22 protein-coding genes and 1 pseudogene are annotated in these 15,540 nt (G+C 61.5%); 21 read left to right on the forward strand and 2 right to left on the reverse strand.

All coding sequences use genetic code 11. From position 1 onward, the window contains the following. Positions 1-54 precede the first annotated feature (54 nt). From J3489_RS28360 to J3489_RS28395, 8 genes are all read left to right on the forward strand, one after another. The gene (locus J3489_RS28360) at positions 55-408 is read left to right on the forward strand and encodes a phage tail assembly protein (protein ID WP_207003905.1); all 354 of its coding nucleotides are present in this window, start codon (positions 55-57) and stop codon (positions 406-408) included. A gap of 8 nt (positions 409-416) precedes the next feature. Beyond that, on the forward strand, positions 417-530 hold the full coding sequence (locus J3489_RS28365; protein ID WP_207003907.1) for a GpE family phage tail protein: 114 nt from the start codon (positions 417-419) through the stop codon (positions 528-530). Between the two features lie 2 nt (positions 531-532). After that, a complete protein-coding gene (locus J3489_RS28370; protein ID WP_207003909.1) occupies positions 533-3,448 on the forward strand; it encodes a phage tail tape measure protein in 2,916 nt (971 codons plus the stop codon). Positions 3,449-3,462: 14 nt separating this feature from the next. Then, complete coding sequence (locus J3489_RS28375) at positions 3,463-3,879, forward strand: phage tail protein (RefSeq protein WP_207003911.1); 417 nt, start codon at positions 3,463-3,465, stop codon at positions 3,877-3,879. Further along, entirely contained in the window at positions 3,876-4,961 is a 1,086-nt protein-coding gene (locus J3489_RS28380; RefSeq protein WP_207003913.1) for a phage late control D family protein, read from the forward strand. The genes J3489_RS28375 and J3489_RS28380 overlap by 4 nt, the downstream gene beginning before the upstream one ends. 53 nt (positions 4,962-5,014) lie before the next feature. Beyond that, entirely contained in the window at positions 5,015-5,296 is a 282-nt protein-coding gene (locus J3489_RS28385; protein ID WP_207003915.1) for a BrnT family toxin, read from the forward strand. Then, positions 5,268-5,543: a BrnA antitoxin family protein gene (locus J3489_RS28390; protein WP_207003917.1), complete on the forward strand. Its 276-nt coding sequence runs from the start codon at positions 5,268-5,270 to the stop codon at positions 5,541-5,543. Before J3489_RS28385 ends, J3489_RS28390 begins: the two co-directional genes overlap by 29 nt. A 759-nt stretch (positions 5,544-6,302) precedes the next feature. Beyond that, positions 6,303-6,692 (forward strand): LysR family transcriptional regulator, encoded by a 390-nt coding sequence (locus J3489_RS28395; protein WP_207003919.1) that lies wholly within the window; start codon positions 6,303-6,305, stop codon positions 6,690-6,692. A 28-nt stretch (positions 6,693-6,720) separates the two neighbouring features. Here J3489_RS28395 and J3489_RS28400 read toward each other — a convergent pair whose 3' ends face one another. Then, the gene (locus J3489_RS28400; protein ID WP_207003921.1) at positions 6,721-7,230 is read right to left on the reverse strand and encodes a helix-turn-helix domain-containing protein; all 510 of its coding nucleotides are present in this window, start codon (positions 7,228-7,230) and stop codon (positions 6,721-6,723) included. 87 nt (positions 7,231-7,317) lie between these two features. On the opposite strand from J3489_RS28400, the gene J3489_RS28405 reads away from it, so the two are divergent. The 4 genes from J3489_RS28405 (at position 7,318) to J3489_RS28420 (ending at position 8,836) form a co-directional block, all read left to right on the forward strand. Continuing rightward, positions 7,318-7,533: a hypothetical protein gene (locus J3489_RS28405; protein ID WP_207003986.1), complete on the forward strand. Its 216-nt coding sequence runs from the start codon at positions 7,318-7,320 to the stop codon at positions 7,531-7,533. 16 nt (positions 7,534-7,549) lie between these two features. Then, positions 7,550-7,747 (forward strand): hypothetical protein, encoded by a 198-nt coding sequence (locus tag J3489_RS28410; protein WP_207003923.1) that lies wholly within the window; start codon positions 7,550-7,552, stop codon positions 7,745-7,747. Between the two features lie 216 nt (positions 7,748-7,963). Continuing rightward, positions 7,964-8,212: an Ogr/Delta-like zinc finger protein gene (locus tag J3489_RS28415; protein ID WP_207003925.1), complete on the forward strand. Its 249-nt coding sequence runs from the start codon at positions 7,964-7,966 to the stop codon at positions 8,210-8,212. Between the two features lie 84 nt (positions 8,213-8,296). After that, positions 8,297-8,836 (forward strand): BRO-N domain-containing protein, encoded by a 540-nt coding sequence (locus tag J3489_RS28420; RefSeq protein WP_207003927.1) that lies wholly within the window; start codon positions 8,297-8,299, stop codon positions 8,834-8,836. A gap of 99 nt (positions 8,837-8,935) precedes the next feature. Here J3489_RS28420 and J3489_RS28425 read toward each other — a convergent pair whose 3' ends face one another. Continuing rightward, complete coding sequence (locus J3489_RS28425; protein WP_207003928.1) at positions 8,936-9,262, reverse strand: hypothetical protein; 327 nt, start codon at positions 9,260-9,262, stop codon at positions 8,936-8,938. A gap of 104 nt (positions 9,263-9,366) precedes the next feature. Between J3489_RS28425 and J3489_RS28430 the strand changes: the two genes are divergently transcribed. From J3489_RS28430 to J3489_RS28465, 9 genes and pseudogenes are all read left to right on the forward strand, one after another. Next, the gene (locus tag J3489_RS28430; RefSeq protein WP_207003929.1) at positions 9,367-9,591 is read left to right on the forward strand and encodes a hypothetical protein; all 225 of its coding nucleotides are present in this window, start codon (positions 9,367-9,369) and stop codon (positions 9,589-9,591) included. Positions 9,592-9,596: 5 nt separating this feature from the next. After that, positions 9,597-9,800: a hypothetical protein gene (locus tag J3489_RS28435; protein WP_207003930.1), complete on the forward strand. Its 204-nt coding sequence runs from the start codon at positions 9,597-9,599 to the stop codon at positions 9,798-9,800. A gap of 45 nt (positions 9,801-9,845) precedes the next feature. Next, entirely contained in the window at positions 9,846-10,040 is a 195-nt protein-coding gene (locus tag J3489_RS28440) for a hypothetical protein (RefSeq protein WP_207003931.1), read from the forward strand. A gap of 3 nt (positions 10,041-10,043) precedes the next feature. Further along, positions 10,044-10,196 (forward strand): hypothetical protein, encoded by a 153-nt coding sequence (locus tag J3489_RS28445; protein ID WP_207003932.1) that lies wholly within the window; start codon positions 10,044-10,046, stop codon positions 10,194-10,196. Positions 10,197-10,199: 3 nt separating this feature from the next. Beyond that, positions 10,200-10,439: a hypothetical protein gene (locus tag J3489_RS28450; RefSeq protein ID WP_207003933.1), complete on the forward strand. Its 240-nt coding sequence runs from the start codon at positions 10,200-10,202 to the stop codon at positions 10,437-10,439. 21 nt (positions 10,440-10,460) lie between these two features. Next, positions 10,461-10,763, forward strand: a complete 303-nt coding sequence (locus J3489_RS28455) for a hypothetical protein (protein WP_207003934.1) — start codon at positions 10,461-10,463, stop codon at positions 10,761-10,763. 2 nt (positions 10,764-10,765) lie between these two features. After that, positions 10,766-13,549 (forward strand): annotated as a pseudogene (locus tag J3489_RS28460) (toprim domain-containing protein). Positions 13,550-14,231: 682 nt separating this feature from the next. Continuing rightward, positions 14,232-14,576 (forward strand): helix-turn-helix domain-containing protein, encoded by a 345-nt coding sequence (locus tag J3489_RS37935; protein WP_242540383.1) that lies wholly within the window; start codon positions 14,232-14,234, stop codon positions 14,574-14,576. Continuing rightward, complete coding sequence (locus tag J3489_RS28465) at positions 14,489-15,520, forward strand: tyrosine-type recombinase/integrase (RefSeq protein ID WP_255555294.1); 1,032 nt, start codon at positions 14,489-14,491, stop codon at positions 15,518-15,520. Before J3489_RS37935 ends, J3489_RS28465 begins: the two co-directional genes overlap by 88 nt. The last annotated feature ends 20 nt before the right edge of the window (positions 15,521-15,540 follow it).

A 15,540-nucleotide genomic window follows, 5' to 3' on the forward strand; every position in this document is an offset into this window, starting at 1 on the left:
GTCCTGCCCGCCTTGCGGGGCAGGCCTCTGACTCTCACTCGAACCGAATACACCATGCAGACCAACGCACAGGCTTTGAACGACACCGCCGCCGCCACCGACACCGCGGCCACGGATCCGAACACCCACACCCTCGACACACCGCTCGTGCGCGGCAACCAGACCATCGAAAAAATCACGTTGCGCAAGCCGAAATCGGGCGAGCTACGCGGCGCGTCGCTCTCCGATCTCGTCAATCTGGACGTCATCGCGCTGTCGAAGGTGCTGCCGCGCATTAGCTCACCGACCCTCACCGAAGCGGACATCGCCAACATCGACCCGGCCGACCTCGTGATGCTGGGAGGCATTTTTGCGGGTTTTTTGATGCCGAAGGCCGTCAAGTCGAAACTGGACTCCCTGAACGGGTAGAAGACCCGATGGCCGATATTGCGACGGTGTTCGGCTGGGCGCCGTCGACGATGGACGAGTTCAGCCTTGCCGAGCTGATGGACTGGCGCGAGCGCGCCCGACTGAGAAGCGGAACCGAATAGCGATGGACAACGTCCTGAAACTGCGCGTCATGTTCGACGTGATCGACAACATGACGAAGCCCCTAAAAAGCCTGCTGGCTGGTAACAAGGGGCTGGCGAGCTCGCTCAAGGAAACCCGCCGCGAACTGGCCGAGATGGGCAAGACGCAAAAGCGCGTCGCCGAGTTCCGCGAAATGCGAGGCGGGCTTGCCGCAACCGCCTCGCAGCTCAATGCGGCACGCGAGCGCGTGAACAGCTTGGCCGGGTCGATACGGGGGTTCGGCCCGCCGTCGCGCCAGATGATTGCCGAGTTCGAAAAGATGAAGCAAACGACCGCGCGCCTCACGGCCGAGCATGACAAGCAAGCCGGCCGCGTGCGCACTCTGCGCGACCAGCTCGCAGGCGCAGGCGTCAACACACGCAACCTTGCGCAGCACGAGCGAGAGCTGCGGGCGAGCATCGCGTCGACCACCTCGGCGATGAGCGACCAGATGCGCAAGCTTGAGGCGCTCGGCGAGCGTGAGAAGCGCGTCGCGGCCGCGCGCGCGAAGATGCAGTCCGCACAGGGTATCGCGGCCAATATGGCGATCGGCGGCTATGCAGCAAAGAGCACTGGCGCACACATCCTTGGCAGTGTAGGCAACACACTTAACGAGGCCAAAGCCTACGAACAACAGGTTTCGCAATTTCGAGCACTTGGCGTCGGCGAATCGAAACTCAAAGACGCGATTACCTTTGCCGACAATATCGATGTAAAGGGGCTGAGCAAACTTGACAAGCTCAAGCTGTTAAAGGAAACGTACACCATCACGCGCGACATGCACCATGCAGAGGAAATGGCGCCGATCCTCGCCAAGATGAAGGTGGGGATTGAATCTGTCATGGCGCGGCGTGGCCTTGGCGAAGGGCATGGCGAAATCGCCGAACAGATGCTGATGGATCTGGTAAAAACCACTGAACTGCGCGGATCGCTAAAAAGTCCAGAAGCATTTAAGCAGGCGGTCGACAATGCGACAAAGGCCTATGTCGCGTCGGGCGGTACTGTAAAACCCGAAGAATTCTTGAACGCGATTAATACTGGCGCCATCGCGGCCAAGCAACTCGGCGACAACAGTTTCTATTTCGGGCTGCTGCACACGATGCAGGAAATGGGAGGCTTTCGCGCCGGGACCGGCTTGATGAGCGCTTATAGCAACTGGGCGCAGGGCCGTACCACGCAGCAAGCATCGGAGGATTTAGTCAATATTGGGCTAATTGACCCGAAATCTGTGAAGTACGGAACGACCGGGCATGTGACAAAGGTAATGAGCGATAACCTCAAACAGGTCGAGCTGTACAAAACCGATCCGTTCGAATACCTGATGAAAGTCGTGGTACCCAAAATCAATCCGAACGGCAAGCTTGACGACCAGCAGGTCGTCAGCCGTATCGGCCAGCTATTTTCGTCCCGCAAGGGCGGCGACTTGTTTGCTTCGCTGTATCTCGAACGGGCCAACATCATGAAGCATCGAGAAAGCGCGCCCAAAGCGTACAGTGTCGATGCGCTGTATGACGAAGGGATGCGCGTCTCGTACGGCAAAGAAATGGATGTTCTCGCCAGAAAAGCCACCCTGGAAAAGGAGATTGGAGAGAAAGTCCTGCCGCTCTATAACCGTGGACTCGAAATCACGGCTAGGCTGATCGAGCGCGTGAGTGTTTGGATGGAGCGAAATCAGGATACAGCACGGATACTCGCGATCAGCATGGCGGCGCTCGGCGGTCTACTGGTCACGGGCGGTACGCTGACGCTTGGCCTTGCGGCGATCATCGGGCCTTTGGCGCTCACGCGCTACGGGATGACGATGCTGGGCATCAAAGGTGGGGTGGTGCGCAGAGTTTTCGGGCGGTTGGCGTCCTTATTGCGTGGTGGCATTGCGCGTGGCTTTACGGGTGCATTTCGCAGCACCTTGATGCTTTGGCGCACGTTGAGGGGCATGTCGACGTTCTTGCGCAGTGCCGCGGTACGCAGTGTCATGGCACTGGCTCGAGCAAGCACCAGTCTCGGGCGCGGACTTCGCATCGTTTCCTCACTACTTCGGAGTGGCTTCATTCGGGGAATTGCAATGGCCGGCCGGGCGTTGGGCATGCTAGGTCGGGCGTTCATTGTTTTAGGCCGTCTCGCACTCGCGAATTCAGTGCTGTCGATCGTTACGTTGCTCGCCCTTGCGGCCATCTACGTGTGGCAGAACTGGGATACGCTGGGGCCAAAATTCACGGCACTGTGGGAGAGAATCAAGGGCGCATTCGGTGCCGTCGGCGACTGGATCAAGACGAAATGGGACGAGACAGTCAAATGGGTGAAATCAGCTCTCGAAGGTATTGGCGACTGGTTCGGTAACGTTGGCTCTCGGTTCACGGGGATTGGCGGCCATCTGATTGACGGTTTGGCTAACGGCATTAGGAACGGGCTGGGCACGGTGAAAGACGCAATCGTCAAGGTGGCCGACAGCACGATCGGATGGTTCAAGGACAAACTCGGAATCCACAGCCCGAGCCGCGTATTCGGCGAGCTGGGCGGCTTTATCAGTCAGGGGGCGGCGCTCGGCATGGAATGCGAACAAGGGCGCGTCGTGAAGGCGGCGATCAGCCTCGCGACGGTCGCCGCGACCTCGTTCGGTGCGCCAGCGCTCGCGTCCGGCGCGCCGCTCACGCAGTTCGCCCAGGCGGCTGCCGTGCCGCTCGTGCGTCCAAGCGTACCAATTGACCGCCGGCCAGCGCTCGAAGCGGCGCCCACGACCGCCAGCGTGGCGGGCGCTGCATCGCAAATCGTCATCAACATTTACCCGGCCGCTGGTGCAGACCCGACCGCGATCGCGCAGGCCGTGCGCACCGAGCTGGACCGCCGGGAGCGCGCGAAGCAATCGCGCATCGGCTCGCGCCTGTCGGACTCGGCAAGCTAAGAGGGCGACCGCTCATGATGATGTCGCTCGACCAGTTCGTTTTTAGCCTCGCCACGGTTCCCTATCAGGAGCTGCAGCGACAGCGTAACTGGAAGCACCGGACCAGTTCGCGCGTCGGCGCGCGCGACGCCAGCCAGTTCACCGGGGCCGGCGAGGACACGATCACGCTGAACGGCATGATTGCGCCGGAGGCCATCGGTTCGATTGCCTCGCTCGACGAGCTCGCGAAGATGGGCGATGCGGGCGACGCCTATGTGCTCGTCGACGGCATCGGCAATGTGTACGGCGCCTTCGTCATCGAGAGCCTGAACGAGACGGCGAGCTACCACACGAAAGAGGGCATCCCGCGCAAGATCGAGTTCAACCTCGCGTTGAAACGCGTCGACGATAGCGTGCTGTCGGCCTCGAGGAGGAAGGAAGGCAAGGCATGAGCAGCCAGAGCACCACCACGACCAGCAAGCCCGCCCGCCTCGATCGCACGCAACCGCAAGCCGATTACCGCATCACGCTCGACGGCCGCGACCTGTCGCGTTTGATCGCGCCGAGCCTGATCAGCCTGTCGCTGTCGGAATCTCGCGCCGAAGAATCCGACATGCTCGATATCGTGCTCGACGATTCGCAAAACACATTCGCAATACCGAAGCGCGGCGCCAACATCAAAGTCTCGATCGGATGGGTTGGCGAACCGCTCGTCGAAAAGGGCACGTTCACCGTCGACGAAGTCGAGCACAGCGGCGCGCCCGACATCATCACGATCCGGGCGCGATCGGCATCGATGACCAACGCGATGCACGAGAGACGCGAGCAAAGCTGGCACGGGCAGACGATCGGCTCGATCGTGCGCGCCATTGCGGGGCGCCACTCGTTGAAGGCGACCATCGCCGAGACTTTGGCAAAAGTCGCGATCGCGCATATCGACCAGACACACGAATCAGATATGTCGTTTCTGACGCGCCTTGCGAAGCGCTACGACGCGGTAATGAACGTGAAGGATCTGAATCTGCTGTTTATGCCGATCGGCACAGGCAAGACCGTGAGCGGCAAGACGCTCGACGTGCTGCAACTTACGCGATCGAGCGGCGACCAGCATCGGTATCACATCGCGCAGCGCGAAAGCTATTCGGCCGTGCGCGCGCACTGGCACTCGAACGGCAAGGCGAAGCGCAAATCGGTCGTGATCGGCGGGGAAAACAACAAGAACGTAAAGGTGCTGCCGGAAGATTACGCGACCGAAGCCGAAGCGCGCGCAGCGGCTGAAGCCGAGTTCAAGCGGACGCAGCGCAGCCAGGCGACCATGTCATACACGCTTGCGCTCGGCCGGCCGGAGCTGTTTCCTGAATTGCCCGTTACCGTGTCCGGTTTTAACCCGGAAATCGACGAAACGCCGTGGCTCGTGAAGCAGGCGACTCACACCATCGGCGAAGGTGGATATACGACCGCGCTCGATCTCGAAGTGCGCGACGATCCGGCTACGGATCGACACCGTTCACACTTCCGCAAGGGCCATCGATAACGTAGTTACAAAAACTTGTTGCGACGAAATGTTTTTGTAACTACAATAACCTCATGAAAACGGCCCACGACAAAGCGAAAAGCGAAGCCAACGAACAGAAACATGGCATTTCTTTGGCACTCGCCGAAGCGATCGATTGGTCGTCTGTTTGGTGCGCACCCGACGATCGCAAGGATTACGGCGAGCTGCGCGAGATCGGCTATGCGGTGATCGGAAACCGTCTCTACTGCGTGGTCTTCACGCAGCGCGGCGAGACGTTTCGAGTTATCAGTCTGCGCAAGGCAAACAACCGGGAGATTGAGCGCTATGAAGAAGCAACCCAAATTGATCCGTAACACGCCGGCCGAAGAGGCGGCGATCGCGCGCGGAATTGCGGCGGACCCCGACACGTTCGAGCCGACCGATGAACAGTTCGCGCAAATGAAACGGCGCGGCGGCCGCCCGAAGCTCGAGCAGCCGAAAATCGCCGTGACGATACGATACGACGCCGAGATCATCGAGCGGTTTAAGGCCAGCGGCGAAGGCTGGCAGACACGGATGAATAATGCGTTGCGCGACTGGCTCAAGACGCACCCCGCATGATCGTCCCAGCAATGCGACGCTCGCACCGAGCAAGATTCGGATCATCGACGGGCCGCGTGGATAGGCGGCCACAGTTCCCCGCGCGCCTGGGCTTAGTCTAGGCGGCGTACGGACAAAACGAAGCGCGTGAGCGGCTACGCGAAGCATCGCGCGCGAGAATCGCCGCGGCGCTTGGCATCACGCACGAACGGCCTGATTTCTGCGCACGGTCCCAGCTGCTCGCTCGCACGGGAAGCCGCGGATAGCGCCGCCTGAGGCTTTTCTATTTGCAGTGCCAGTTGCGACCGAATCGCGGTAAGCCGCGACATCAGGCTCAACGCGGACTCCAGAATCAAACCGACCTCGCCTATCACCTCCGCTATCTGTTCGAGAGCTTCCCTGCTCCCCGTGTCGCGCCGACTGTGTACACGAACCGCGCACGGCCAAAGGACTTCCTGAAAATACTCACCGCCCACGTTACCCAGAATTTTGTATTTGTCGTTGTACTTATTAATTGACTCACAAGCTGACTGCATCAACTTCCTCCCCTCTCAGTTACCCATGTCCGACCGAGCGCGAGCACTGCGTACTATGCAGCGCTCGTTTAAAACAGACGCTTCCTATTAACGCAGAAAACGGCGCCTTTGGGAACGAAACCGCTAGGTCAACACAATGCAACCGTAGGGCTTCCTTCTCATGCTTATTGCATAATCTCGCTGCGTTCAAATTTAGGCATTCAGCAGTCGCCACCCACCCGCACAAAACATGGAGGCTTTGTAGATGGGCGCTCCGAAAAGAAAGGATGGGCTTAATTGGAATCTGCTAAGGGATTTTTCAAACCTGATTCGCCACGAGACGTTCAGCGATGCCGCTGATGCACTAGGAATATCGCGGCCGGCCGTCAGCAAGCGCATAGCCGAATTGGAAGAATCCCTCGGCTTTTTGCTCGTCGAGCGCACGCGCGGAAAACGTGAGCTGCGGCTCACTGAAAGCGGCCGGCGACTGCGGGCCGCTGTGATCGATTTTGAGCAGAACCTGGCGGCACTGCGCGGAGACACGGCGCGCTCCGAAATCGATGTTCTGACGCAAGCGGAAGACATTTTTCTCGCGGCCCACGATCTCGTGATAACGCTGCAAAGACAACGGCGAGTGCGCACTCCGCCGGAGTGACTGGGCCGGGCGCTGCGTCGCTCGGGCCTTACTCGCCCTTGCCGCGCGCCGCGCGCTCCGCTCGTAGGCGTTCAACTTCCTTCATTGCCCTGTCGACGTTCTCGACCGTGCGCGCATCGAGCGCTGCGCGACGGTTTTCGGAGAGGCGCTTGACGCGACGCTCTGCCGGTGGCGGCTTGCCGCTCAATGTCAGCGCACCGGTATTGATCCAGGTGGCAAGCATCGCTTGCATCGACGCTTTGCCGGCCTCGTTGAGCTGGTTGTAGGCGTCCAGGATTTCCCGTTCTTCGCTGGTTAGCGAGCTTTCCGCTGTGGGGGCCTCGGCGGGTGTGTCCATCGCCGTTTGTCCGGTCAAGACGTACCACACGTTGACGCCGATACTCCGCAAAGCAATTAGGAAATTTGCGTCAGGCGCCCTTTCGCCCGTTTCGTAGTGGCGAAGCGCGTTTCGACCCAACCCGCCGACAGCGGCGAATTCATCTTGACTGAGGCCAATTCGTAGGCGCTCCTCACGCAAACGCGTGCCAACCGTATTCATTTGATTGCGCTTATAGTTTATGCATCCTTTTAGATGCATTACACTGGCCTTACGTAATGCAAGACTACCCAGGAAAGTATACCTGCCATGACTACCGCCAAAGGCCCGAGCCGCTCGCCGCGCGGCACCCTCTCCGACAAACCTTTGTACGTCGGTCTCACGCCCGCCGAGCACCTCGCCGTTAAAACGCTCGCTCGCCAAATGAATTGGGGGATGTCGCTTGCTGCGCGCGCGCTCATCGTTGCCGGCCTGCAAGGCACCGACATCCCGAAGCCAGAGGCCGCTCCTGACCTCAACGCCTGAACCTGGAGACGCCCGCATGTACCCCGATCCCAAACGCGTCCGCGACCGTCGCTTGACGTTGCGGCTCGACGAGTACGAACACGCCGTTGTGGTCGCACTTGCGAACTATCAAGGCGAGCAACCGGCAGCCCTGCTTCGCACGTTGGTCATGCGAGAAGCGGCAACGCTGCTTGTCTCTCGCGACGACAGCATTCTCGACCGTGCGAGCGCATAAACGAAGCCGACAAAGAGCTGCTCAAGAGAGGCTTCCGATTAAAACCGTAGTCACTATTCTTGATACCGAGCGCGATGTTCTGGAACGCATCCGTAGGCAATACGGATTGTCGAGTATCGAACAGACCGCGGAATGGCTCGCGAAGCGCCACCTGCGGCGCGCGGCGAAACAACTGAACGGCCGCGGCCGCGCCCTGTATCTCATCCGGAGTAAGCAGTGAGGATCCTGAACCGTTGCCCGCATTGCCAAACTCGAGCCACCGCGCGCAGCAGCCGGGATATGTCCCTGACCCTCCGCGAGGTGACGTTCATGTGCAACAACCCCGAATGCGGGCACACGTATGTCGTCAACATGGAATTCGCGCGCACGCTTTCGCCGTCGGCAATGCCCAATCTTGCGCTCAATCTTCCGCTCTCGCCCCACGTACGTGAGCGACTTGCGCAACAGCTAGAGCTGCCCGTCTAGCGCCCCTAACCGATCCCCGTTTTCCCCTTGCATCGTGCCTGAACGGCGCGAGGGGATTTTTTTGCCTGAAAAAAGGAGAAATACATGCAGCAAACCTCGGTTCTCGTGTTTGAAAACGTCGAGTTCGACGTGGTCGATATTCACGGCGTGCCGTGGCTAAGGTGCTCGCAAGTTGCGAGCGCCTTGGGCTACAAAAACCCACGCGCGGCAATCAGCGAACTCTACGACCGCAACGCCGACGAATTCACCGCCGAGATGACCCAGCTCGTCGAGCTCGACACCGCCGGCGGCCGTCAACAGGTCCGCATCTTCAGCCCGCGCGGCTGTTATCTGCTCGGCATGCTGGCCCGCACCGAGCGCGCCAAGGGTTTCCGCGCCTGGGTGCTCGACGTGCTCGAGGGCCGGCTCGTACCCCACGCCACCGGCCGCCTCACCGTAAGCCAACGTTTGGCCGCGCTGCGCTACCGCGGCTCCCTCGCCAAAGACCTCGCCGGCACTAGGCACCGCGGCGTCGCGCTGGAGCTGTACGCCAACCTGCGCCACCTCTCCCGCCTACTCGGCATGCCCGTCACCGATCTCGAAACGCTGGCGCCGGGCCTCAAGCAGCAGAACCTCGTCAACTGACCTTTGGAGATACCCATGAACGACCCCTACAAAGACATCGCATTCATTTTCGAACGGTATCCGGAGCCGGATACCGCACCGTTTATCGACGGCTGGCAATCACCGAGAAATATCGTTTTGGACATCAAGTTGAGCCGCGACTGCGGGAGCCTTCTCGTCAGCAAATTTGTTGCATGCAGCACGATCAGGTACCAACCCCCGAGCGCGGCACCACGCTGGGAAGGTATCCGGGTCGATGTACACGCAGACGACACGTGCACGGGTGTCCTTAGCGTAGCGTTTAGCCATGGTCTCAGCATCCTTCTGCCACTCGTCGAAAGGCTTCGTCAACGTCTCGCCATCGACCAGCAAAACCCGCATCCGCTCGTAGTCCGATTCGTTTGCGAACCAAGCCATGCCGATTGCACCGCGTGATCGGTCAGTCATATGCACTCCTGTGTGGTGGGTTGATGAAAGAGAGCCTTCGATTCTGTCACACAGGAATCCAATACCTAAACGGCATACAAACAGCCCCTTGTATGGAGACCACCATGGCTCGCGCTGCCTCCGCTCCGCTGTTCCTATTCCCCGCCCCTCGTCACGTCGTGCTGTCGATGGAGCACCGCCGCGCCTATTTGCGCGACCTGTGGGAAGCCGACGTCGACCCGCTGGTCTTCCGCGACGCCGCGAGGCGTCTCGGCTACGTCGTCCGCTGCCAATGGGACGAGCGCGCCGGCATGCCGATACTCACGCCGAAATTGGTGCTCTTGCACTGATCGCCATGCAAGCGCCCCTCACCGATGCCGAGCTGCGCGCCGCGTGGGAACGACTGCGCATGACTGGCGATTTCGACGAATCGATGCGTCACCGCGCTGTGCGGCGTGCGGTGGAAAGCGCAGCGCGCGCGCTGCAAACCCGCGAGCACGTCCGCAGATTGCGCAGTTACGACGCCAAGCGCCGCGCGGCGAACGATTTCAACGATTAACCGAACCGGCGCCGGCCATCGGCGCCAATACGAGGAACCAACCCGATGAAAGCCTACGTTTTCGGCATCGGCGTGTTGCTGATGCTTTCCACCTCGCTCGCCGGCTGGACGTGGACAGCCGCTCTCACGCTTCGTCGTACGTCTGCTCGAACCCGCCCGCTGACAGCCATTGCGATCGGTTTCGCATCGCTGATTGTGCTGATAGGCGCGCTCGCTTGGTCCGTTCCGCCACGGGGGTGAGCGATGAACTCTTTGAAGGATTCGAATCGACGCTGGTTACTCGAAATGATCGCCGAACTGCCGGACACCACGCTCGGCTCCTGGGCCTGCGTGCTCTTGAAATTGCAGATCATGAGCACCCTATACCGACTTGGCGGCCTTGCGGGGGAATGGTGAACCATGAGCAATTCCTCTCCCACCCTCGACGACGCATTGCTGGCCGTCCTCATTCAGCGCGCCGCACACGACCTGCCCTTCAACAACCGCGCCGGCAGTGAAGCACGCGCCCGCACGCTGTCGCTATTGCTGGCGACGGTCTCCGGAAGCCTGGGCGTTCTCGAATTCAGCCAGTCCGCACACGCCCTCGAAATCGTTCTGTTCGGCCCGCCGTCGATCGGCAGTCCGTTCGCTGCTTCGTAACCAACATCAAGGGAGATCAACATGAACAACAATAGCCTCTATCCCCGGTCCCGTACGCCGCATCAGCCGCTCGCCACGCGCGCCTCGACGCCGCTCACGCTCGGCCGCCACACCGTCCAGCGCTTCCACGTTCAGGGCGACCTCTACACGCGTTACGAGCTGCGCTACCGAGGTGTCATCGTGCTGAGCCAAATCAGCCCGCCGAGCGCCGATGACTGCACCAGTGCGGTTCGCGCTCACCAGCGCCGACAGCGCCGTTTTGTCACGCACAACTGGTCGCGCGAATCGATCACAGCCGCTTCGGACGGAACAGGGCAAGCATAACGATGGCATCGATTGACGAACTGAAACAGCGCATCGACTTGCACGACCTCGCCGACCGCCTCGGCCTCAAGCGGGGTCGCGGCGGCGACAAGGCGCTCTACCACTCGCCGCAGCACGAGGACAAGAGCCCATCCCTGTCGATCTACGTCAACCACCCGAAGCACGGCACCGGTTGGCGCGACCATAGCGCCAACGTCGGCGGCTCATGTGTCGACCTGGTGATGCACGCGCGCGGCGGCACCATCGCCGATGCCATCCGCTACCTGCACGAAGCCTATGCGATTCCATTCGACCGGCCGGCACCGGCCGAGCGGCGCGAAAAATCTACCGTCGAATTCATCGCCGATCGATGCTACGCAGAACGCGATCGCGCCCGAGACTACCTCGCCGGCCGTGGCATTTCCGACGCTGCGATCGACGCGGCGCTCAACGCAAAGACGCTTGGCTTCAACGACTGGACAAGCTCGCGGGTGCAAGCCGGCGAAGTTGGTCACGGAGGCCCCGCTGCTGCGTTCATTGTGCGTGCACCCGATGACGGCCGCGTCGTGGCCGTCGACACGCGTTATCTCGATCCGGCACTCAACGGCGGCGTCAAGACGCAAACCCAAGGTGAGAAATCCGGCTACTTCTGGACCGCCGTCCCTCGCAAGCTCGAGGAGGCGATGCGCGTGATCGTCGTCGAAAGCGCGATCAACGCGCTGTCGGTCGACACCTGTGCGCTTCCCGAGACCGCTGCACTCGCGCTACGCGGCCTGGCAAACGTCGACGCGATCGACTTCTCGTTCCTGCGTGGCAAGCAGGTCGTGATCTGCCTCGACAATGACGAGCCGTTCCCGGACGGCCACCCGCGCGCCGGCCACCGCCCCGGCCCCGAGGGCATGTGGGCACTGTACGAGCGCCTGACGAGCCTCGACATCAGCGCCGTGCTCGTCGACCAAGCCGAGTGGCTCGCCGAACGCTCGGAAGGCGAGTCGGCACGCAAGCCGATCAACGACGTCAACGACTACCTGCAACTGTTCGGCGCGCCCGCGTTGGCGCGTGCACTCGAGCAGTTCGAGCCGTGGCTCATCGCCGGCATGGCGGGCGACGCCACACGCCGCGGCCGGTCGCGCATCTACCTGCCGTCACACGACTTCGCGCAATACTGGCGCTTCCGCGTGCGGCCCGACTTCACGAGCTACATCACGAAGATGGAGCGCAACGACGAAAGCGGCGTCGAAACGCCTGTCACGACAGATCTGTGCGGCTTCCGCATCGCCTCGATCAGCCGCGTATCGGTCGCGAGTGCAACGTCGACGATGACCGGCGATACCGACCAGGCGCCGACCGTCTACTTCGGCGTGTCGGTTCAAGCACCGCGCCACGGTGCCGAGCTCATCCGCCGCGTCATGTTCGACGACCAGCTCCACAACGTCGACCAGTGGGGCAAGTTCGGCCCGATTTGGGCACCCGCTCCGTTCAAGCGGATGGTGAACATCCTCGAGCGCGGCGCCAACCTCGGAGCGCGCCAGGCGGCGAACTTCGTCGGGCTCGCCTAGCGCGACGGCCGCCTGATCGTCAACGAAGGCCCTGACTGCTACTTCACGGACGCGAGGCAGCAGTGCGCATACCATAACCTGACATTCCCATCCGGCCCCGTGAGCGACGCGCGGCGCGTCATCACTGCCTACCAGGAAACGTTCAAACAGAACGCCGCGACTATCCCGCTCGTGTGGGCGCTGGGCGGTCACCTGAAAGTGCTAGTCGGCTTCTGGCCGCACATGACCATACAGGCCGACAAAGGCGTGGGCAAATCGACGCTCATCAAACGGCTCGAGCGCACGCTCGCCTTCACGATGTTTTCGGCGCAGTCGATCCAAACCGAATTTCGGCTCCTGACAAGCATCAGTCATACAAGCCACCCAGTCGGTTGGGAAGAGCTGTCCGCGCGCCGGCAAGACGTGATCGACAAGGCGGTAGGGATGTTGCAGGAGAACTACCAGTACACGGTGACGCGCCGCGGCACTGACATGACCGAATACCTGTTATCCGCACCGGTGATGCTGGCTGGTGAAGACGTGCCGGTGCGCAGCCTGATCGGCAAGCTGATTCGCACGACGCTAACGCACGGCAAGCGTGGGCCGCTGATGCCGGAAGACCTGCCGCGCTTCCCGGTACGTCAATGGCTCGAATTTCTGGCGGGCCTCGGCAAGCGCGACGTGCTCGAGCACTACCGGCTGATTCGCGAGAAGTGCCTCGCGAACAGCCGCGCAAGCGGCACGGACAACGGCGCGCTGCGCATGGCCGGTAACTACGCGGCCGTCGGGCTCGCCTGGCGCTACTTGTGCGAATTCGCCGGCATGGATCACAGCGAAGGCGACTTCGGGCGCGACCTGCTTGCGGAGATGAACGGCCATATCGGCGAGACCAGCGCCGACCGCGAGCCGTGGGTGTGGATTATGGAAACCGTGCTGTCCGAGATCGACGGCGGCAACTACAAGCACCCGTACACGTTCGACATGGTCGACGGCGAGTTCTGCATTCTGCTGCGCACCGGGCACGTAATGGACCATATCGCACACACCAGCAGCTTGCGCGACAAGTGGAACGGCCTACCGGTCAAATCGGACCGCGTGTTCAAGAAGCAACTGCACAGCGCCGGCGTCGTCGTGGGCGAGAAGGAAGTCGAGCGCCGCATCTTTACGCGCCGCGTGCCCTACCTGACGCCGGTCTCGATGCGCCGCCTCGAAGGCTTCGGCTTGCATGTGTCCGTGCGGGACGATCTCGTGCGGGAGGGGCTGTGCTGACGCTTCCTAGCCGTTCCCGGCCGCTCGGCCGTACCCCGTGCTCTGCTCATTCTGGCCGCGTAGCGGCCGTGGCTTTGTGTTTCAACTGCGCGCGCCGATGCGCGTTGAGGATCGCACACACCGTCGCCCGCGCGTCGCTCGGTTTCCTTCCCCCCGTTCCCCCAGCGAATCGAAACGGCCGGGCAACGGCGCAAACCGAGAAGGCCGGGGGCCGAGCAGGCGGATTTTTCCGCGACCGCGGCACAGGCAGCGCACGTAACGCATGGTTTTCGCGGGTCAGCGTACGTAAGTCATTGATTCCGGAAGCGAGTGCCGCCACGAATCGCCCTGCGTTTGCCACGAGTTACGCCCGCTTTGCCACGAGTCGGTTTTTTGCGCTCGGCCGCATCGCCCCTTCTTTCTCTCTCTCTAATTCATTGAAGATAAAGAAGAAAGAAAGCAGGGAAGGGCAGGAAATCGGTCACACCGACATGCCACGAGTCGATCGCGTTTTGCCATCAATTCGGTGTGCTGCCTATTTTTTGGGCCACGAGTTACAGATCACGAAAACGCCCGACTCATGGCAATTGATGGCGCGCAATTCCTTTCAAATCAATCCGTTACGCGCGCAAACCGGGTCCACCACGTGTCCATGTGTTGCGCTGCGTGTGGTCCCCCCGCGCGCCGTCGCGAAGGGGGCGCGATGACGACGCTCGACACGATCGATTTGACCGCCGCGGCCGCGCTGCTTGGCGCGCATCCCGAGACGGTGCGGCTCAAGGTCAAGGCGGGCGAGCTGCCCGGCCGCAAGGTCGGAAAACGCTGGATGTTTTCGGTGGTTGCCCTGGAACGTTACCTCGCCGGAGAATGGACCCCGCGAGTTGTGCAGGGCGATCAGGCTAAGGAAACACAAACATGTCGCTCTTTAAACGTAGTTCAAGTCCCAACTGGTATTACAAGCTGTACCCGCCGGGAGGCGGACAGGCATTACAAGGCAGCACTGGCACCCAGGACAAAACGAAAGCGCAGGAATTCCACGACCGGATGAAGGCGGATCTGTGGGATCAGGCGAAGCTCGGCCACAAGCCGCGCTACACCTGGAACGATGCGGTCGTCCGCTATGTCGCCGACCGCGAAGGTCTGTCGAGTCTCGAGACCAGCAAGACGCACCTGCGCTGGCTCGATCAGCACCTGTCCGGCGTGCAATTGGTGGATATCGACCGCAACCGTATTGACGCAATTGCGCACATAAAGCGGATGGAGCCCCGACTCGTACAGACGCGCAAAGGTCCAAAGAAGCTCGGGCGTAACGTCAGTGCAGGAACGGTGAATCGCGTCATCGGCGTGCTCAAAGCCGTGCTGAACGCCGCGGTCGAATGGGAGTGGATCGACCGGGCGCCAAAGATGAAAAGGACGAAAGTGGTGTCGCGCCGGATACGCTGGCTGACCCCAGCGGAAGCCGAACGTCTGCTGGCCGAGCTGCCGACGCACCTTGCCGACATGGCGCAGTTCAGCCTCGAAACCGGGCTGCGCCGCGCCAACGTAACGGGCCTGCTGTGGTCACAGGTGGATGTCGTGCGGCGCGTCGCGTGGATTCATCCGGACCAGGCGAAAGCCCGCAAGGCGATCACGGTGCCGCTGTCGGACACGGCAATCGCGGTGCTGCTGCGGCAGCGCGGGAAGAAGCGGAAGCCCGAGCACGTCGAAAGCGTGTTCGTGTACCACGGCAAGCCGGTCTACCAGACCGTAACGGCCGCGTGGACAAAGGCGCTCAAACGCGCCGGCATCCGCGATTTCCGCTGGCACGATCTGCGCCACACGTGGGCAAGCTGGCATGTGCAGCGCGGCACGCCGTTGCAGGTGCTCAAGGAGCTGGGAGGATGGGAAACGCTGGAGATGGTGCAGCGGTACGCGCATCTGTCGGCCGGTCACCTGGCCCAGTGGGTGCAGCCGATGATGGCGCCAGCAATACCGCAGTTAGCTGCAATTTAGCTGTAGTTCGGAGGGGGAGG

It is taken from the genome of Trinickia mobilis (assembly GCF_017315705.1).
GTDB classification, from domain to species: domain Bacteria; phylum Pseudomonadota; class Gammaproteobacteria; order Burkholderiales; family Burkholderiaceae; genus Trinickia_A; species Trinickia_A mobilis.